12 protein-coding genes, 1 tRNA gene and 2 pseudogenes are annotated in these 20,522 nt (G+C 54.3%); 3 read left to right on the top strand and 12 right to left on the bottom strand.

Going from position 1 to position 20,522, the window contains the following annotated elements:
- From FFB58_RS18735 to FFB58_RS18750, 4 genes are all read right to left on the bottom strand, one after another.
- Nucleotides 1-2,125: cadherin repeat domain-containing protein (locus FFB58_RS18735; RefSeq protein ID WP_138370679.1), on the bottom strand; the 2,125-nt coding region annotated here is incomplete at its 3' end.
- A gap of 60 nt (nt 2,126-2,185) precedes the next feature.
- Nucleotides 2,186-3,436, bottom strand: a complete 1,251-nt coding sequence (locus tag FFB58_RS18740) for an HlyD family efflux transporter periplasmic adaptor subunit (RefSeq protein WP_138370680.1) — start codon at nt 3,434-3,436, stop codon at nt 2,186-2,188.
- Nucleotides 3,426-5,651, bottom strand: coding sequence for an ATP-binding cassette domain-containing protein (locus FFB58_RS18745; RefSeq protein ID WP_138370681.1), 2,226 nt, complete (start codon nt 5,649-5,651; stop codon nt 3,426-3,428). Before FFB58_RS18745 ends, FFB58_RS18740 begins: the two co-directional genes overlap by 11 nt.
- Nucleotides 5,651-6,838 carry a TolC family protein gene (locus tag FFB58_RS18750; protein WP_171029978.1) on the bottom strand — a complete coding sequence of 396 codons (1,188 nt, stop codon included), beginning with the start codon at nt 6,836-6,838 and terminating at the stop codon, nt 5,651-5,653. Before FFB58_RS18750 ends, FFB58_RS18745 begins: the two co-directional genes overlap by 1 nt.
- Nucleotides 6,839-7,721: 883 nt before the next feature.
- Here FFB58_RS18750 and FFB58_RS18755 point away from each other — a divergent pair.
- Nucleotides 7,722-8,275: pseudogene (locus FFB58_RS18755) on the top strand (phage polarity suppression protein).
- A 352-nt stretch (nt 8,276-8,627) separates the two neighbouring features.
- Here the strand turns inward: FFB58_RS18755 and FFB58_RS18760 are convergent.
- The 4 genes and pseudogenes from FFB58_RS18760 to FFB58_RS18775 all read right to left on the bottom strand — a co-directional run bounded on the left by FFB58_RS18760 (nt 8,628) and on the right by FFB58_RS18775 (nt 11,988).
- Nucleotides 8,628-9,287: an HNH endonuclease gene (locus FFB58_RS18760; RefSeq protein ID WP_138370683.1), complete on the bottom strand. Its 660-nt coding sequence runs from the start codon at nt 9,285-9,287 to the stop codon at nt 8,628-8,630.
- Nucleotides 9,271-10,593 (bottom strand): ATP-binding protein, encoded by a 1,323-nt coding sequence (locus FFB58_RS18765; RefSeq protein ID WP_171029979.1) that lies wholly within the window; start codon nt 10,591-10,593, stop codon nt 9,271-9,273. Before FFB58_RS18765 ends, FFB58_RS18760 begins: the two co-directional genes overlap by 17 nt.
- A pseudogene (locus FFB58_RS18770) lies at nt 10,586-11,762 on the bottom strand (integrase arm-type DNA-binding domain-containing protein). Before FFB58_RS18770 ends, FFB58_RS18765 begins: the two are co-directional and overlap by 8 nt.
- A gap of 150 nt (nt 11,763-11,912) precedes the next feature.
- Nucleotides 11,913-11,988, bottom strand: a tRNA-Thr gene (locus FFB58_RS18775).
- Nucleotides 11,989-12,295: 307 nt separating this feature from the next.
- Between FFB58_RS18775 and FFB58_RS18780 the strand changes: the two genes are divergently transcribed.
- Nucleotides 12,296-14,929, top strand: coding sequence for an EAL domain-containing protein (locus tag FFB58_RS18780; protein WP_286172802.1), 2,634 nt, complete (start codon nt 12,296-12,298; stop codon nt 14,927-14,929).
- Between the two features lie 34 nt (nt 14,930-14,963).
- Here the strand turns inward: FFB58_RS18780 and proA are convergent, their stop codons facing one another.
- Both proA and proB read right to left on the bottom strand, forming a co-directional pair.
- Nucleotides 14,964-16,217, bottom strand: a complete 1,254-nt coding sequence (gene proA, locus FFB58_RS18785; RefSeq protein ID WP_138370685.1) for a glutamate-5-semialdehyde dehydrogenase — start codon at nt 16,215-16,217, stop codon at nt 14,964-14,966.
- Between the two features lie 10 nt (nt 16,218-16,227).
- A complete protein-coding gene (proB, locus tag FFB58_RS18790) occupies nt 16,228-17,331 on the bottom strand; it encodes a glutamate 5-kinase (protein WP_039032096.1) in 1,104 nt (367 codons plus the stop codon).
- A gap of 303 nt (nt 17,332-17,634) precedes the next feature.
- On the opposite strand from proB, the gene phoE reads away from it, so the two are divergent.
- Nucleotides 17,635-18,687, top strand: a complete 1,053-nt coding sequence (gene phoE, locus FFB58_RS18795; protein ID WP_039032095.1) for a phosphoporin PhoE — start codon at nt 17,635-17,637, stop codon at nt 18,685-18,687.
- A gap of 66 nt (nt 18,688-18,753) precedes the next feature.
- Here the strand turns inward: phoE and crl are convergent, their stop codons facing one another.
- Both crl and frsA read right to left on the bottom strand, forming a co-directional pair.
- Entirely contained in the window at nt 18,754-19,155 is a 402-nt protein-coding gene (gene crl / locus FFB58_RS18800) for a sigma factor-binding protein Crl (RefSeq protein ID WP_138370686.1), read from the bottom strand.
- 57 nt (nt 19,156-19,212) lie between these two features.
- Nucleotides 19,213-20,457 (bottom strand): esterase FrsA, encoded by a 1,245-nt coding sequence (frsA, locus tag FFB58_RS18805; protein ID WP_138370687.1) that lies wholly within the window; start codon nt 20,455-20,457, stop codon nt 19,213-19,215.
- Between the last annotated feature and the right edge of the window lie 65 nt (nt 20,458-20,522).

Genomic DNA, 20,522 nt, shown 5'->3' on the forward strand with positions numbered 1-20,522 from the left:
ATTTGCTCTCAAAGTCCGGATTGCCGGTCAGGGTGACCGCGCCGGTGGTCGCATCAATCGTTAGCCCTGCGTCGCTGCCCGCTTTCAGTGAGAAGGTGACGCCATTGCTGATATCCGCCGTGTCGGTGGCGGTCGCGGTGTAGATCACCTGCCCTGCACCGCTGTTTTCGTTAATCGCGGTGGCGGTTGTGCCGCTGGTGATCATCGGGGCGACTTCGTCGAGGTTGTTGATATCCAGCGTCACGGTCTGATCGCTGGCGTTGCCCGCCGCATCGGTAGCCACAACGGTGAAGCTGTAGCTGGCTTTGCTCTCAAAATCCGGATTACCGGTCAGGGTGACCGCCCCGGTGGTCGGGTCGATGGTCAGCCCCGCGTCGCTACCCGCTTTCAGTGAGAAAGTCACGCCCCCGCTGATATCGCCGGTGTCGGTGGCCGTGGCAGTGTAGATCACCTGCCCTGCGCCGCTGTTTTCGTTGATCGCCGTGGCGGTGGTACCGCTGGTGATCGTCGGGGCGGAATCGTCGAGGTTGTTAACAGCCAGCGTGACCGTCTGGCTGCTGGCGTTGCCTGCGGCATCGGTGGCGACAACGGTGAAGCTGTAGCTGGCTTTGCTCTCATAATCCGGATTGCCGATCAGGGTAACCGCGCCGGTGGAGGCATTGATGCTGAACAACGCGCTATCACCGGCGGTGCTCAGGCTGTAGCTAAACTGGCTCGGGTCGGTTGCGACCGCAGTCCAGACCACCTTGCCTGCCCCGATGTTCTCATCCACGCTGGCCGCAGTGGCGCTGGTGAAGACAGGAGCATGGGTGTCAATAATAAGGCTGAGGCCGCCGGAGGTGTCGGTGGCGGCGGCTGCGCCTTTAATCAGCAACGACTGCGCCTCATCGGACAGACTGATGGTGCTGCCGAGTGTGATCCCGGCAGTGACGGCGTCAAGGATGGTCTGGGTGGATGCACTGGCGTTGGCTTCCGCGCCGGAGAATGCCGCCAGCAGGAGACCATATTTTTCACCGGCACTCAGGCCGTCGGTCGCGTTATAACTGCCACCGTTGGTTGCGACGACCGTGGTGTTCAGAATGTTATCCACGCCAAACAGGCTGCCGATAGCGGCGGAGGTGTCGGCCACCTGCGTCGCACTCAGGGTGGCTGGGCTGTCAGCCGTGCCGCCGAGGGCTTCCTGCGCCTTGTTATAGGCGAGCGTGGTCAACACGTTAATATTGAGAACGAGGGTACTGTTGTCTCCGTAGATAACACCCATGCTCCAGAGCTGGGCAGAGAGGTCTTTACCCGCGCCCGTCGCTTCGTCCAGGTAGTCAGCAGCGCTGCCGCTGTTGACGAGCTTAACAATCACCACGCCGCTGTAGCTGCCCGCAGACAGGGTTACCGAGCCGTTGGGCCCCAGCGTCCCCGTGCCAATCAGCGTTTTGCCATCGGCCTGATAGATCTCCACGTTCAAATCGTTGCTGCTGAGCGCCGGGCCGCCGACAAAATTAAGCTCGACGGCGTTTTCTACAGCGGGTACTTCCCCACCGTTATCGTGCTTGCCGCCGTTGTCGCCCCCACTATGGCCACTCGCCGCGGCAACCCCGACCACGCCCCCCAGTCCGAGGGCGCCCGCGAGGTAGCCCACGTATGAGTGCGATTGAGGAAGGTAGGTTACCGGATGGCCAGACACCACTGACCCATTCTGCACGCCAGCTAAGATATTCTCTAACCCCGGGTGGCCTGAGGTCATGCTGGCCAGCGCATCCGCAGAACCGTGCGCATAGAAAACATGGCTGCCGTCGGCCAGCGCCGCCCCTTCGGTGCTGTCGGGGGTCATCACCTGGGTAGAGGTGCCATCAGCAGGCAGGGTTACGCTGGTATCGCTTTGCGTAAACCAGTCCTGCAGGGTCAGCGTGGTGCCATCGGCATAGTCCAGCTGCAAATCTTGTCCGTGACGCGAAGCGACGACGTCGTCGGCCAGCGTGTCCTGGTCCTTTTCGCCCTGGCGCTTGAGAACCCGGTAAGTTTCACCCGGCGCGGCCTTGTGAATGTTGGTCTGCCCGGCCTGCAGAGTGATACGGTTTTTACCGGTATTGAGCGTGTATTGGCTTGGCTTCATCTGGGTCTCGGAGTTCATTGTGTGTTGGTTCCATTTGGGGCGAACAGGAAAATCGGGTTGCAACGACCACCTGCGGTGTCATCGCTCCTGGAATGATTCACTGAGTGTTTTACGCAAAGGTTTTAGTAAGAAGTCCATCAGCGTGCGATCGCCGGTACGGATGTCGAGCTGCGATGTCATGCCCGGCAGGATGTCCAGCCGACGCCCTGTCGTACTGCGCACAAACTGCCCCTCTTCCTGAGGGTCTGAAAGGTCTTCTGCATGGCTTTTCAGACGAACATGGACGCGGTAGTAGATCTCCTCGCCACGTGGGGTGTTTTCTTTGAGGGTGTCAGCCGACACATAGATCACCTCCCCCTGAAGTGCGCCATAAATGGTGTAATCGAAGGGATCAAGGCGTACAGTGGCCGGCAAGCCAACCTGAACGCGGGCAATATCCGCAGGCAGAACCTTGGCCTCAATAATGAGGGCATCATCTGACGGGACGATCTGCATGATCTCGTCCCCGGCACGTAATACCCCACCCAGGGTGGTGACGCGGACGTTTTTGACTATCCCCGGCCCCATGGCCGTAAAGACCGTATCGTGCACCTGCTGGCGACGGCCGGCCATCTGCTGCAGCGTCTGGCCCAGGTCATCTTCGGCTTTGGTGAGATCGGCGCGTGCGTCATCCAAAAACTTATTGCGCCGACCCAGCAGGCGTGCACGGGCTTCATTGAGATCGCGCTGGGCGTTAAGCCGCTCGCTGGTGCTGACATCGCCAGAACGTTCAAGCCCGTTGACCAGGTTGAGCTTCTGACTGGCTAAATTCACGGCGGTTTGCAGTGCGCTGATATCTTCCTGCAGGCTCTGACGACGTTGCACAAACAGGGCGCGCTCAATGTCTGCCTGCTCGCGCAATGCCGGGGCGGGATCGGAAGGGAAACGGGGAGTTGACTGTCCCGTTGATTCCGCGCGAAGTCGGGCAATACGCGCCCGGAGACCGACGATGCGCGCGTCCACTTCACCCGCCGCTGCCTCAACGCGGGTTGGGTCGAGGCGAGCCAGAACCTGCCCGGCCTTAACATGGTCACCCTCTTTGACATGCAGCTCGGAAAGTACGCCACCGTCCACGGTCTGGATTATCTGCACCCGGCTGCTGGCGATAACTTCACCGTGTGCCCGGGCGACTTCATCAATGTGAAAATACATAGCCCATATGACAAAACCCAGCACCAGGGCGACGCTGCTCCAGATCAGCCCGGCTGAGAGTCGGCTACGGTGGTAGTTTTCCAGCCGTTGCACGCGAGCGGCGTCAGCGACCTCGTCGTCAAACAGTTCAACGGCCATTTATGACTCCTGCTGTATTGGATGCTTCTGGCATACGGGGTTTGACATTCATGACTTCAACGGTAGGCCGCGAGCCTGCGGCGCGGGCCATCATTCCTGGCAGCAGCTTGTCTGGCGTACCATCACGCACGATGGTGCCTTCCTGCACGACCAGTACGCGGGTGGCTAAGTTAATAGCCGCCATCGGACGGTGAGTGGCGACGATGAGAATATCTTCTGGCTGTAGCCGGGCCTGTAATGCTTTCCAGACACGGGCCTCAGCTTCGCCATCCAGCGAGGCCGTCGGTTCATCCAGTAGCCAGATACGGGGACGAGACATCAGCACACGCGCCAGGCCGACCAGCTGGCGCTGACCGCCAGAAAGACCCGAGCCACCTTCACTGATAGCCATATCCATACCCAGCGGATTACCGGCAGCCACCTGATCCAGCGCCAGATCGCGGGTGACGTCCGCAAGCGTGGTGTCACTGACGGCACCGGCGAGCATAAGATTGCTTCGCAGCGTACCTTTGAAGAGCTGCACCGCCTGGGGCAGATAGCCAACCTGAGCGCTGACCAGCTGGGGATCAATCTCCCACAGATCGACATCGCCCAGGCGCACGCGTCCCTCACCGGGGCGATAGAGCCCGGCCAGGATCTTCAGCAGCGTCGATTTACCGCCGCCAACGGGCCCTAACAGCAGGACGCGTTCACCGGCGTTAAAGCGGAGTGCGGGAATATTGAGTTGTTGCACCGGAGACTGCGGAAAGGCGAAGCGCAGCTTTTCCACACTGATATGTTCTGGCAGGCGATCGGGCAACAACAGCGTCTGCCCAGGGCGGCGCTCCGTCGGTTTGCGCAGCAGGTTGTTCACCATATCCAGCGCTTCTCTGACCTGCTGCCACTGCATCAGGTACTGAACGCCCTGACTCACCGGCCCGATAACACGTCCCCCCAGAATACTGCAGGCGACCATGCCCCCGGTGGTCAAATATCCGGCCTCGACGCCCCAGACGCCCACCACGATCCCCATGACATACGCCAGCGTCGACAGACTGCCGGTGGTGTTAGTACAGAACTGGCTGAGCGATTTTTGCTGAATACTGTAGCCGGCGATGGAATTGCTGAGCGTCTGCCAGTCTTGTGCAAAACGCCAGCCCGCATGGCTGGCCCGCAGCGTCTCGGCGCCGCGAATGCTGTCCACCAGCAGGCCCAGACGCTCATTGCTGCGAAGCATCTGCTGGCGCGTAAGACGGCGTAAGCGCAGACGGGTGAACAGGCCAAGCGCCAGCGCGACAGGCAGCATTCCGAGGTAAACCCAGCCGACGGGCCCGCCGATCAAACCAATCAGCCCGATAAACAGAAAGGCAAACGGCAGATCCACGATACCGAAAACCAGACCGGCAGAGACAACCTGTCGCACCGAATCCAGGGCTCCCACCTGTGCGGCCAGCGTGCCCAGACTGCCGGGCTGCTGGTCGAGCTGCAGGTGCAGCAGGTGTTCATAGACATGCTGGGAAAGGCGTTTATCCACGCTGCTGGCAACGCTGTCCATGACGCGGGCACGCAGTGTTTTGAGCAGCCAGTCCAGCCCCACAACCAGCACCATCCCCACCACCAGGGTGGTCAGTGTGGCCCAGGCCAGGGTGGGAACCACGCGATCGTAGACCTGCATCGCGAAGAGCGATGTGGGAATGGCCAGCAGGTTCACCAGCAGCGTGGCGGCAACGACCCGAAATACCCAGCGGCGGTCGCGCAACAGTTCTCGCCAGACCAGGCGCATGGCCGGGTTTTCGCTATCAGCGAGGTTTTCTGACTTTACCGGTGACGCCAGGCTGAACCAGAGTACAGCCGTTTCGTCACCCGCAGCCGCACCCGGCGCACCGGTCACGATGTCGTCTGGCGTCAGCGTTCGGGACTCGGCACCTTCATGGCTCAGCGTAAGGGTATCGGTATTCCCTCCCTCACTGTGCCGCTCGGCCAGCCACCATGACTGTTCGTGCCACATCAGGGCCGGGAGCTGGCGGGGATCAAAACGCCGCCAGGGAAGCAACGCCAGCCGGACATCTTTCATCCCCGCGTCCGACAGTAAATTACGCACATGATCCTGGGGGCGATCGGTCAACGGAGGAGCGGCCTGCGCACGCGCCCAGGCTTGGGTTAAAGCCGCTTTATTCACCGGGGCGTGTAGCTTGTCCAGCAGGGCCAGTAATGCAGAGAGGGTTACAGGTGTCATCAGGGTTGGCTCGCAGACGTGTTAGCTAATTGTGTGCCCGTGGGCAGGGCGCCAGAGGTGTCGTCCATACGACCCGTGCGTGCGGCGAGGCGCAGGCAGTCAACCCGCCATGCCGATCGCACCGCTACCAGCGCTTGTTGTTGTTCGGTTAATTCGCGCACGGCGTTGAGGACATCCAGCCAGCTCTTGTAGCCCGATTCGTACTGGCGGCGGAAGGATGCCAGCGTGTCGCTGAGTTCAATGACGGACTGCTCATAACCCGCCATCAGCATCTGATTAGCATCACGCTGATCGAGTAGCTGGCGCGTCTGAATGTCTTCGCTGTGGCGTTGTTGGGCCAGATCCTGACGTGCGGACTCCACGCGTTCCAGAGCGGCGTTTTTAAGGCCGCGGTTCACCAGCCCCAGCCCTTCCATCGTGCCGGTGACCACCACATTGATCGTGTTGTCATTTCTCTGGTTGGGGATGCCGGAGTAGTCGTTGCGAGAGGCCTGCAGGGAGACGGTCGGCATGGTTGAGGTGCGCTGGCGTTCCACATCCGTTTCGGCAAGGGTGACCCCCGCTTCGCGGGCACGCACGGTGGCACTCTGCGCAAGAATTTGTTCCTGTACAGACCGATCGGCAGGCAACTGGAGGATGCTGCCGGGAACCGGCAGGTCGCTGGCGATCGGCTCCTGGGTCAGGGATAACAGCGTGGATTCGGCGGTAAGCAGGTCCGATTTGGCCTGTTCGAACGAGGAGCGTGCCTGTAACAACCGGGCCTTCGCCAGGCTGACATCAGCGGAAGACGCCAGTCCCCCCTGCGCACGGCGCTGAATTTGTTCCTGCAATGCCTGATGGTTGGTCACATTCGATTGTGCAACGGCAAGACGCTCGCGAACACCCTGCACATTTGCATAGGCCACTGCGGTCTCTTCCAGCAGTTCACGACGCGTAGCCCAGGCCGTAGCTTGCTGGGCAAGGGTGTCACTGTCGGCGTAGTCAATGGCGCTGTCGATACGCCCAAAAGCCCATAACGGCTGTGATACGCTCAGCGTGGTCGAGCTGGAATCATTGTAACCCGAAATTTGCCCCGCTCCCGCGCTGGCCCCAAGCGTAGGCAGACGTGCCGCGCGTGCGCTGTCGGCGCTGGCCTCTTTGGAACGCACAAGCGCCTGCTGACTGGCCAGACCGGGGTGATGGAGCATTGTGCTGCGCAGTGCGGCAAACAAACCGCCTGCCGGGGTGTCGTCAGAAACAGAGTGCGAGGAGGACGAAAGGTCCCTCGCCTGAGTCGTCGTCACAGAAATGACAAAGGGTAAAGAAAGTATGATTGCAGGAAGGATGTTGCAACCGCGTCGACCTGGAAAAATCCCCATCGTCTGAAGAGCCCTGTATTGAAGAAAGAGTAAATGGCCCACCGATCACGATTTTTCTCAGGTTATCCCGACATAACAATGATTTGATAAATGGCACGGCCGGAATAACGAGTAAGAAATAAGAATATGCTTATTGTTTTACGCAATAATTACCGATCGGCAACATTAGTGTCAATATGTGTAATCGTGTAATAAAAGCTGTAAAAGAGGGCTATTTGAGAAGATAAGTTCACTTAAGCCAAATATATCCTGCATTAACAGAAACATTATTAAATAAATATATGATAAGGCAGTGGATAATTTTGCTTAACCAAAAAGCAGGAGCGGGAGGTGTTGATTGTTTGGTTGCGAAAGAGAATGTTGCTGGTCGTGAGAGGGGGCGGCGATTCAGGGCAACGCAAGGAGGTTATAACCCGTTATCTGATGGATTATCTGTTCGCCCCGCACATGAATACGAACAGGACATCCATCCCGACGGCCCGATACAACTTCCATCAGGAGATGCGCGAGCGAGAGTTAGACCTGAAAGCGTGGGGACTGCTGTCATGATGCGCTGTCTGCTCGGCCGCCTTTCCCACGCAGGAATCCCTCGACAAGGTGATAAGCCCTCCGGCAGAGAAAGAGGAGGAGATACCGGTTCAGGTAAACCTCGCAGTAACACCTCGGATTGCAGACCGTGCACGCTCGCCCGTGCGCCAGTGAGGAAAACATGATAAGTGAGATAATACTGGCGCAGGCTTATGAGGTCTGCCATAAAAACAAAAGCACTTGGCTCGCCCGTAAAAGTTAACTGGCGGAAGCTAAGCGGGAATATCAGGAAATATTTGCGACCGGGAATGACAGTCTTTCCCGGTCACTGCAACTGCTGCGCGATATCATTGATGTGAAGAAATGAGAGGTGAACCAGAGCGCCGGGCGCTATATCCGATATGCAGCGCATCAGTATCGTAACCGGCTGGATGATTTTACGATGTCGCACGGTGACGAACTGGCCGCCACGCTGGCACCTGAGCTCATGGGTTATAACGGGCAGCACAGCGCCGTAAAACAACGCGTCATGCAGCATACTGTTCAGTATCTGCGTGAAGCCCTCGTGGCTTGGTTGGCCAGAGGCGAAAAATTAATTATTCAGGACAGGACATTGAATTATTACCGGCTGCCGGATTAAGGCCTGACGCGGCTTCGCGGGCTAATAATCGTGATAAATTCACCACTGCGCAAAATCATAATTACGTGATTAAACGCGCTGACCTGGCCGCCCGGTAATTTACAAAAAATAACCAAAAATCCCGCCATTTTTTCATTGAATAGCCATACACACATCAGGCGCATGATTTTGCATGCATTTTTGCCCCCTCAAAATTCTCTCCTGCGCCAGCCCTGCTGCGGGCTGAACCCGCTAATGCACCTGCATTAAAAGCTCCCCATTAAGCGGGCAGGCGTGGCGGGGAGAGCATTGCGCGCAAAGGATTTAAAGAATATATTTGATATTTATCATATAAACCATAATAGATAAGAAAATCTTAACCATATGAATCGAGCTTAAACATAAAAATCAAAATAAAAATAAACAACCAACAAAACCCTATCAATAACATATTGTTATTGATAGGAGGGGTTAAAAATTATTTAACAAACTTCTAATGCCATTAAGGATGGTGTTTTTTTTCAACACATCACCTTCATTTAAATACTTACTCATAAGCTCTGTAAGGTCTGCCTCATTTACATATACATCATCTATATCAAACTCATGAAAAAATCTATTCAACTTACATACATGAATCGTATAACTTCCTTTTTTTGTACGATCTACATATATTTTATTAAATTTCTTTATATGCCTATCCCATTTGTCATAATGAGGATGATAGATCAAAAACCGTTCAGATGCCCCCGGGTATTTTACAGCTTTCCCTTTAACTACCTTCGGTATTTCACCTACAATTTCTTGAGCCCTTTTTATTTCATTACAATCAGCGCAAAGAACGCATAAATTCTTTGGTTCGAACATGAAGCTTATATTACCAGATTTATGTATTAAATGTTCTATATCACAATTTCTAGCTGATTGCAATGAAAGGGGAGCTTTACAGAAAGCACATGCCCCTTTTTGTACTTCACGATAATACTTCCTAATATTTTTACGCAGATTTAAAAGTTCATTGCTTGACCAAATATCATGATCAAAATCAGGGCGACTTTTCAATTCATCAATAAAAGCCAACTCTTCCTTTGAAAACTCATATGGCACGTTGATATCAGGAATAGAAGTCATACATTTCCTCCAATGAGGTTATCAACTCATATACAGGGTCCTCTTTTTCTAAATAGACTTTAAATTCTTTCAGTTTATTAATAGCAATAACATCGTCATGATCAAATATTTTTTTTGATTTCACTTTTGCAAAAACATTTAAAGCAACCCTAGTGATGTATTCATTTTTGTATCCCGGACTATCAAAAATCTCAGCTAGCAAGAAATCTGAAGATTTCTTCACGAAATGCTCTGCATTAAATAGTTTATTGAGATGCAGAGATAGTACATAACTGTTTTTAGATTTTAAGCGAGAAATGATTTGGGGGGAATGCGAAGCTATTATAAAATGACACCCTTGATAATGAGAAAATACCTCAGATAATATTTCAATATATTTCTCCTGCCATTCTGGATGAAGGCTTATTTCTGGTTCATCAATGACAACTAATGCACCATCTTTGATGCTTCCAGCAATTGAAAACAATGTAGAGAACATGCACTGCTCGCCTGAACTCGCTCGCTTCAATGAAACACTACCTATTTTTTTCTTTAAGATGTTCACATCGAAAATTGATACGATATTTAGATTAACAAGTTTGAGCAATTTAGTTAGGATAACATCCTCAACTTCAACTCCTTTAACGCTGCATTTTTTCTTAGAGTTATCAAAGTCTAATATCCACCGAATGTCGCTTCTCTTTTCGAAGACATCTGAAAATAAAAAATAATTAGATATTTCTTCCAAGCAAACGATCATCTCCTCTGCTTCTTTCCTTGACCAAACTAATTCTACCAGGCCACCAAGCCTAATTACCTCATCATTATTTTCATTTAACTGCTCCATTAAATTTTTAATACGATAATGATGTATTCTGAATGCCAAGCTAAATTCATCTTTGAACTCTAAAAAATTAAATATCTGTGCAGTATTTTCCCTATCAGTTTCGATACTATTTAGGAAATTATTTACCAGCGCTCCTCCGACACTATTTATGAGTTTCATGACACCACTGCCAAATTGACTCCTTACGCCACTATAAACATAAAAATGATTCGAGATGGAAGTTGATGCGCGTGGTCTATTAAGTAACGGGAAACGATCAAATACACTCGTCGACACGGCAATTATTTTTGTTGGGAATGCTGACTTTACACTTTCTTTCTTGTTACTTAAATGGGCATTAATAACGTCATTTAATAATCGGGATTTCCCAACACCATTCTTACCGACAATAATAGTAAATGCGTTGTTATTATCATTTTCATTGTCCATTATAAACTGAAATTCTTTACCTAAAGAGTCAGAGTAAAAATTACTAATCATTATCATCTCCAAGAATTATATTACTGTAAAATTGCATTATATCTCTACGATTGTCAATATAACTTGCATGATTATATGTTCCATGAGTGATATTTTTATCAATGTGAGCTAGTTGCATTTCAATCCACGTACTTTCAAAAGCATGCTCATGTAACATTGTTGATAATGTATGTCTGAATCCATGACCAGTTAACCGTCCCGCATAACCTATTCGCTTGATAACCTGATTTACGCTCGCTTCACTCATACACTTATTCGGATCATTCCGCCCCGGAAAAACATAGCGATCATTCCCTGTCATAACTTTGAGTTCATGGAGTAAATCTAACGCTTGAGTTGATAATGGCACAAGATGTGGCCTGGGCATTTTCATTCTTTCAGCAGGAATTTCCCAAATAGCGTTAACCAGATCAAATTCTTGTCATAATGCCGCGCGTAATTCGATGGTTCGTACGCCTGTAATCATCAGTAATTTCGTGGCTATCTGGACAAGCTTACTCTCGGGTAACCCTCCAAGGCACGCAGAAAATCAGGTATCTCATCAGATTTGAGGAACGGGAAGTGATGAGATTGATGTACTTCGAGGACACTGGAGAGATCAGCCGCAGGATTGTACTCCGCCCTACCCGTTGCAATTGCGTAGCGAAACACTTCGGAGCAACGTTGCCTCACTTTGCACATTTTCTCCAACGCACCACACTTCTTAATATTACGCAGCATATTGAGCAGTTCTAGCGGTTTGATTTCACCTACTTGTCTCATACCCTTATTTGGAAAAATGTCGTTCTTAACGCTTCCATAACGTCTGAGGCATGTCTTGCTGACTATTTGCAAGATTTAAGTTGATGCCACACTCTGGCTATATTTGCGAAGGCCTGCTCTGATTCTGTTTGCATAGCCAGCTTTTCCTCTTTTCGAACCTCACTAGGGTTATTTCCTTCGAAGACCAGTTTTAGGGCATCGTCACGACGAGAACGGGCATCTGTAAGTGTGATCGTAGGATACACATCAAGCGAGATCATTTTGGTTTTACCGGCAAAACGATAACGGAACCGCCAGCTCTTGCTCCCATTAGGTTCTATTAGCAATGACAGTCCTTACCCATCTCCAAGCGTATAGGCTTTAGCTTCAGGCTTAGCGCGGCGAATTTGCATATCATTTAAAGGCATATGCATAGGAATCCAAGACCGAACAGGGACATATACATATTCAGTGTCGGATTTTACTGGATGGTTACGGACAACAATGGATTGAAAAGCATTAAAATCGATACTAATCAGTAAGTTAGGGATTAATACTCACGTTTGGAGAAGTTGAAATGGTGCCGATAATAGGAGTCGAACCTACGACCTTCGCATTACGAATGCGCTGCTCTACCAACTGAGCTATATCGGCTTTCAGGAGGGGTGCTTCGGTGTAAAAGGGTAAGAAAAAGCGCCCACCCCGTCAAGCCTTCGCCTTTTGGTTGTTGTTTTTTGCAGCACCATGAACAAAATCAACACAAACCGAAGGGTTACTGCCCTCTTTTGGCTTTTTCAACCGCTTCGCTGGCGACTATTTACCCACACTGCCTGCCCCCTCTCCCCGCATCTTTCCAGGATCGTCTATCTTCAGTTTTAACTTATTAAAATCAAGCCCCGCCAGAACAGGTCGATACTTACAGAGACCGGAACGAAGAAAAGCCTGAGAGAGTGGGTGAATAATGCATAAATTTTTTGTCTCCGATGACGTAGCCGGCACGGACCTTGAGCCGAAAAGAACCGCCAGCTTTATCAAACGCGCCCTGCTGGTGATGGTGTCTCTGCTGGCGATGCTGTTTATCATCGCCATCATCGCGTTGCTGACCATCGTGCGCAATATCAACGAAGACAGCGATAAGCACAGCGCCATGCTGCTGCAAAAGGCGATCTATAACCGTGTCGATACGCTCACGACCCACATCAAAGACTATGCCTGGTGGGGCGAGGCCTACCAGCATCTTCACCCCAGGGTGGACACTGACTGGGCCTATACCCGCCAGAATATGGGCGCTTCGCTGTGGCGCGATTTTGAGTACGAAGGGGTGTTCGTGCTCGACGGTAGCGGGCAGACTCGCTACAGCGTGATTAACGGCAAGCTGGTGGCGCACTCCCTGCAATCCTGGCTGGGTGACGATCCCTTGCCCGATCTGACGCAAAAAATAGATAAGCCTGACGCCATGCCAGTGGCGAGTACGGTGGTGATGAAGGATGGCCATCCGGCACTGGTGGCGGCAGCGCGCATCACCACGGGTGATGACTCAAGCATTAATGTTGCTCCTGGTTCCGCCTCGGTGCTGGTGTTTGTGGACGTGCTGGATGCGCGTAAGCTCATCGCGCTGGGTGAGGAGTACGGAATCGCCGAGACACGCGTGCAGCATAAGGGCGCGCCGAAGCTGGCAGGTCGGCGCGGGACGGCGACGCTCCCGGTTGATGGTCAGCAGGTCACTTTTGAGTGGAAAAGTGAGGATCCGGGGCGGGAGCTGATGCGCTATATCCTGCCGCTGCTGATCCTGCTCGCGCTCTGCACCGCTGTTCCCGGCGTGATACTGGGGCGCAACGCGCTGAAAAAGGCACGTATGTATGACGAAAATACCTGGCTGCTGGCGCAGAACCGTCTGGCGCTGACCGCCAGCGAAAGACGTTTTCGTGACGTCGCCGAGGCCACCACGGACTGGATCTGGGAGACGGACACCGAACTGCGTTTCACCTGGCTTTCTGAGCGTTTTCCGGGGATCACGGGGCACAGTATCTCGTCCTGGATCGGCCGCCCGCTCAGCGAATTTATGGAGGCAGAAAACCAGTCGCTGGCGGAGTGGATCACCCTGCCCGGCCAGACGGGCCATCGCCGCCTGCTGCACTGCCGCTATCTGTCGGCGATGGGCCACCAGCGCTACTGCCATATTGCGATCAAACCCGTTGTCGCGCCGGAGGGGATCACCGGCTACCGCGGCACCGCCACGGATGTCACCCTCGAAGTCGAGGCCCAGGCGCGCGTGGAGTACCTCTCCCGACACGACGATCTCACCGGGCTGCCCAACCGGGTGCGCATGCGCGAGTTTCTGGAGGGCAAGCTGCGGGCACAGCCTACCCAGATGCACCCGCTGGCGATGCTGAGTCTCGATCTCGATAAGTTTAAGCCGGTCAACGATCTGTTCGGCCACGGTGCCGGTGATAGCGTGCTGCATGAGGTCTCGGCCCGGTTACGGGCCTGCATCCGGGATTACGATCTGGTGGCGCGCCAGGGCGGGGACGAGTTTATTCTGATCATCTCCGACATTCACGACCGGCGCTACATTGAGACCCTGTGCGAACGCATCATCACCGAGCTGACGCGCCCTTTCCTGATCAACGGAAATGAGATCGTGATTGGGGCCAGCATCGGGATCGCCATGGCACCGCATGATGCCGTCGACGCGGGCGAGCTGCTGCGGTTCTCCGACATTGCGCTGTACCGGGCCAAAACCACCGGGCGTAACAGGTGGATGTTCTACACCCCGGAAATGGCAGAGCAGATTGTGCAGCGCCGGGAGATGGAAGAGAGCCTGCGCGAGGGCATCAAAAAAGAGCAGTTCAGTCTTGTATACCAGCCGCGCTATGGCCACAACTCATCACGGATCATCGCCGTGGAGGCACTCATCCGCTGGCATCATCCCGAACTTGGTCTGATCATGCCGGATCAGTTTATCTCCCTCGCCGAAGAGACCGGGCTGATTATCCCGCTCAGCGACTGGGTGCTGAAAACCGCCTGCCGGGATGCGCAGCAGACGCTGCATGGCCTCTCGGTATCGGTGAACATCTCTGCGGTCGAGTTCCGATCCTGGCAGGTGGTGGATCGCATCAGGGAGGCGCTGCAGGAGTCGCAGCTGGATCCGGCCCGGCTGGAGATCGAAGTGACCGAGAATGCCACGCTGTGGAACCCGGAGAACAGCCTCGAAATCATGCTGGCGCTGAAGAAACTGGGCGTGAAGCTGCTGATGGACGATTTCGGCACCGGTTACTCCTCCCTGAGCTACCTGCGCAATTTCCCGTTCGATGGCATCAAGCTGGATAAATCCTTTATCGACGGCATGCCGGGGAGCGACAGCGCCAACACCATCGTCGAAAATATTATCGGCCTCGGCAAAGCGTTCTCGCTGAGCATTACCGCAGAAGGGGTGGAAACCGAAGAGCAGCTGCAAAAGCTGATGATGATGGAGTGCGATGAAACCCAGGGGTATTTAATCAGCAGGCCGCTTAGCCTGACGGCACTGAAGGAGCAAATCGCCGCGCTGGACTCGGCGGCACAGGAACGGGCAAGCCAGAATAATCAGGGATAGCGCGGGCAACAGCGGTTGCTGCCCGCGCAGGGGATTACGCGCGAATAGTATCGTCGCCGAAGCCGATCCACTTGTAGGTGGTGAGCGCTTCAAGCCCCATCGGGCCGCGGGCGTGGAGCTTCTGGGTGCTTACCGCCACTTCGGCGCCCAGGCCAAACTGGCCGCCGTCGGTGAAGCGGGTAGAAGCGTTGACGTAAACCGCAGAAGAGTCCACTTCGTTGATAAAGCGATTCGCATTGCTCAGGGTGCGGGTGAGGATCGCATCGGAATGCTGGGTGCCGTGTTCACGAATGTGGGCGATGGCGTCGTCGAGATCGGCAACCACCTTCACGTTCAGATCCAGCGACAGGAACTCGTCGTCGTACTGCTCCGCTTTCACCGCTTCAACCTTCGCCGGACCGCTCTGCAGCTGTGTCAGCGCGTTGGCATCGGCATGCAGGGTGACGCCGCTTTCCGCCATCTGCTTGCTGAGCGCTGGCAGGAAGGTGTCGGCGATGTCCTGATGCACCAGCACCGTCTCCACCGAGTTACAGGCACTTGGACGCTGGATTTTGGCGTTGACGATGACCTTAAGGGCCGGGTCGACGTCGGCGGTGTCATCCACAAAGATATGGCATACGCCGATACCGCCGGTGATCACCGGGATCGTCGACTGCTCGCGGCACAGCTTGTGCAGGCCTGCGCCACCGCGCGGGATCAGCATGTCGATGTATTTGTCCATACGCAGCATTTCGTTGACCAGGGCACGATCCGGGTTTTCAATCGCCTGAATCGCCCCGGCCGGCAGGCCGCACTCTTCCAGCGCCTGCTGGATCACTTTTACCGTGGCGGCATTGGTGCGCCAGGTCTCTTTCCCGCCACGCAGGATGGCGGCGTTACCGGTTTTCAGGCACAGCGAGGCAACGTCCACGGTCACGTTGGGACGGGCTTCGTAGATCACGCCGATCACCCCCAGCGGCACGCGGCGACGTTCGATGCGCAGGCCGCTGTCCAGCAGTCCGCCGTCAATCACCTGCCCTACCGGATCGGCGAGGCTGCATACCTGACGCACGTCGTCGGCAATGCTTTTCAGGCGCGCGGGGTTTAATGCCAGACGATCGAGTAGCGCCTCGCTCAGGCCATTGCGGCGGGCTTCCAGCAGATCCTGCTCGTTAGCGAGCAAAATCTCGTGGGACTGGGCTTCCAGATACTCTGCGATTTTTTCCAGCACGCGGTTTTTCTCGCGGCTGGAAAGGAGCGCCAGTTTGTACGAGGCGGCTTTGGCAGCGGCGCCCATTTGTTCCAGCATGTCCTGCTCCTTAACGGGTGATCATGTCGTCGCGATGGACAGCAACCGGGCCGTACTCATAGCCGAGAATGGCATCGATCTGCTGTGAATGGTGGCCTGCAATGCGGCGCAGCGCGTCGCTGTTGTAGCGGCAGACGCCGTGGGCAATGTCGCGCCCTTCCTGATTGCAGATACGAATCACTTCACCACGGGAGAAGTTACCTGTCACGCTTTTAATTCCTTTTGGAAGCAATGAGCTGCCTCTTTCCAGAATCGCAGCGGTCGCGCCTTCATCCACAATAAGCTCGCCGGCTGGCGGCGCGCCGAAGATCCAGCGTTTGCGGTTTTCCAGCGGGGTGGCTTCGGCATGGAAACGGGTGCCTACCGAAATGCCTTCCACCACGTCGCCGATGACGCCCGGACGGCTGCCTGCGGCAATGATGGTGTCGATCCCGGCGCGGCAGGCCACGTCGGCCGCCTGCAGCTTGGTGCCCATGCCGCCGGTGCCGAGGCCAGAGACGCTGTCGCCTGCAATGGCGCGCAGCGCGTCGTCGATGCCTTTCACATCGGTGATCAGCTCAGCCTGCGGGTTGGTGCGCGGGTCGGCGGTGAACAGACCCTGCTGATCGGTCAGCAGCAGCAGTTTATCCGCGCCTGCCAGAATGGCGGCCAGCGCGGAGAGGTTATCGTTGTCGCCGACTTTAATTTCTGCGGTGGCGACCGCATCGTTTTCGTTAATCACCGGAACGATGTTGTTATCCAGCAGCGCGCGCAGGGTGTCGCGGGCGTTGAGGAAACGCTCCCGGTCTTCCATATCGGCGCGGGTCAGCAGCATCTGCCCGACGTGAATGCCATAGATAGAGAACAGCTGTTCCCAGAGCTGGATCAGGCGGCTTTGCCCTACCGCCGCCAGCAGCTGCTTGGAGGCGATGGTGGCGGGAAGTTCGGGGTAGCCCAGGTGCTCACGCCCGGCGGCGATCGCCCCGGAGGTGACAATCACAATACGGTGCCCTGCGGCGTGCAACTGCGCGCACTGGCGCACAAGCTCAACAATGTGGGCGCGATTAAGGCGGCGCGATCCGCCTGTTAACACACTGGTACCGAGTTTTACCACCAGCGTCTGGCTGTCACTCATGATTCTCTGCCGTTCAAAATAGGGGAAATGATATCAATCAGACTTTTTATCAGGACTGGGGCCTGTTGCCAACCGCCTTAGCACTAAGGCCACCACTTTGTTGCGCGGGATCAGGAAGCGTAGCGGCAAACTTTGACACTTTTATTACTGAAACAGAAAAATACATTTATTTAAAATTATTCTGAGATTGTCATAAAACGTTCATTACAGAAAGTTAAAACCCTTCCTGTTTTTTCACGGAACATAAGCATCAGCTGACTGTTCAGCGAATATTAGCGCGTATATATAAAACCAGGATTGAAAATGAAAAAGAGTACTCTGGCATTAGTGGTAATGAGCGTTGTGGCAACTTCATCTGTACAGGCAGCCGAAGTATTTAATAAAAACGGCAATAAACTGGACGTGTACGGTAAAGTAAAAGCCATGCGTTATATCAGCGATGATGATGCTAAAGATGGTGACCAGACTTACGTGCGTTTCGGCTTTAAAGGCGAAACGCAGATCAACGAACAGCTGACCGGCTATGGCCGCTGGGAAGCAGAATTCTCCGGCAATAAAGCCGAAAGCGACGCAACGCAGAAAACCCGTCTGGCCTTCGCCGGTATTAAGCTGAAGGACTTTGGTTCAATCGATTACGGTCGTAACCTGGGCGCGCTGTATGACGTTGAAGCCTGGACCGATATGTTCCCGGAATTCGGCGGTGACTCTTCCGCGCAGACCGACAACTTCATGACCAAACGCGCCAGCGGTCTGGCAACCTACCGTAATACCGACTTCTTCGGCGCCATTGATGGCCTGGATCTGACCCTGCAATATCAGGGTAAAAACGAAGGCCGCGAAGCCAAAAAACAGAACGGCGACGGCTTTGGTACTGCGCTGACCTATGATTTCGGCGGCAGCGATTTCGCTATCAGCGGCGCTTACACCAACTCTGACCGCACCAATGCCCAGAATCTGCTGGCACGCGGCGAAGGTGAAAAAGCAGAAGCCTGGGGCACCGGTCTGAAATATGACGCGAACAACGTTTACCTGGCAGCCATGTACACCGAAACGCGTAATATGACGCCAATCTCTGGTGGTTTCGCTAATAAAGCGCAAAACTTCGAAGCCGTTGCGCAATATCAATTTGACTTTGGTCTGCGTCCATCCCTGGGTTATGTCCAGTCTAAAGGTAAGGATATTGAAGGTATCGGTGATGAAGATATCGTGAAATATATCGACGTCGGCGCGACCTATTATTTCAACAAAAATATGTCGGCGTTTGTTGATTATAAAATCAACCAGATTGACGACGATAATAAACTGGGCGTGAGCAGCGATGATATCGTTGCGCTGGGTGTGACCTACCAGTTCTGATTTATGCAAATAAAAAAAACCCGGCTCGGTGCCGGGTTTTTTATTGTCTGTTTTTCGCGCCAGACGTTATGCCGTTAATTTCACCGGCTCGTTGGTGAAATCATCAGCAGGCTCGAGTTTAAGATCGAACGTTGCCAGCAGCGCACGGGCTTTTTCATGGAATTCACGCAGGGTGTGCTCAAGGCGCTGGACCACTTCCGGATCCTTAATGGCCGTCGCCTGCCAGTGACCCTCTTTATCGAACAGGCCAAACTGGTAGTTATAAGTGAAGCGTGACTCTTCGGCTTCCATTTCCATCCACCATCCCCAGAATTCGCGCTTCTCCGGCGCTGGCTTTACGTTAACGCACACGGCCAGGCAATCGAAAAAGAAACGATTCTCTTCGCACTGCTCTTCGCGGATGTAGGGGCCAAGAGCCATAAACTTCTTGATCATTCTACTTTTCGGATGTCCACTCGGTAACGTCATTGCGATCTCCTTTTGTGAAGCCACTGTTTTACCAAACCTCAAAAAATTAGCAATCTCTTAACTCAATCTCTGATGGATCCAGCGCGTGATCTGCTGCAAGGCTTTGTCAAAATTCTCATACACCGGGCTGAACGGCACCTCCAGCAGCTTGCCATCCACAGATGATGAGGTGATTAAGCGGGACTCCTCTTCCGGGCTGAACGGATCGTTTTTCCAGAAACCAGAGAGCATTGGCGTAGGGCAACGGCGGCCCAGCAGCCCCTGCATTTTCAGGGAGTAGCGATTGAGCTCCACGCGCAGCGCCTCGTCCGAGGCATCGTGCATACCCAGTCGGCTGGCCAGCACATCGAGATACATCTCCGGGACGCTGCCCTGACGGGCGGGTTCACTTAACAGGGCGTGAACCACCGGCCCCAGACAGGCCACCGCCTTCAGGCGTGATGATTCCAGATAGGCCAGACGAACGGCGACATTGGCGCCAAAGCGGAAGCCAAACGCCGCCACCCGGGTGTGATCCACCCACGGATTCTGTTCCAGCGCTTTCAGGGCATGCTGGTGGAGCAAGCTGGAATCCTGCGTCAGTTTCCATTTTGACGAGAAGCCAATCGACGGCATGTCGAGGGTCAGCATCGCCAGCCCTTTCGGCGCCAGGTAGCGCTCATACAGGCTGTAAAAATCGGTTTGCAGGGAGTCGAGGCCGCCGCACATCATCACCGTCGGGAAAGGGCCGTCGCCTGGGGGCATATGCAGGAAGCCGGTCACCGCCGGGCCGCCGGGGATGGTAAAGCTGATTTCGCGCATCCGGCCAGGCAGGTGCTGGGCCGCTTCCTGGTAGGCGCGGTTCGCCAGGGCCTGGGCCTGCTCCGCCAGTTCATCGCCTTTCAGGTGCGGGTATGCCGCGATGCTGTAGAGGTTACAGGCGTGCAGCCAGTGCTGGCCGCTAAGCAGAGGATCTTCCTCCTGGCTGGCCTTCTGCTGCCAGAGCATCGCCTGTTTTGCCCATTCGTAAATCCAGTTGCCGCCGCGATAGCCTACCACCGTATCGTACAGATCCTCGTCGGTACGTTCGGCCTGGCTCATGACGATACGCGCCTGCACGTCGAGAATTTCACGGGGATCGATGCCGCGCCAGATCCACATCAGACGGTTCACCATGCGGTACCAGTGCGGGATGTTTTTGCCATCCAGCGCCGATTGCACTGAGGGTTGTACGCCGCTGTTAAAACGACGAACCAGCGTCGAGGTTTCCGGGTGCTTGAATTTGGGCTTGAAGAGAATTTCGCTGAGATTCGCCTGGGACATTGCGCGCTGCCTCTATAGATACGTCAGAGGGCATCATTGTAACGCGACAGAGGCGAAAAAAATAA

The organism is Enterobacter sp. MF024, assembly GCF_005843915.1.
In the GTDB taxonomy this organism is placed as follows: Bacteria; Pseudomonadota; Gammaproteobacteria; order Enterobacterales; family Enterobacteriaceae; genus Enterobacter; species Enterobacter barmai.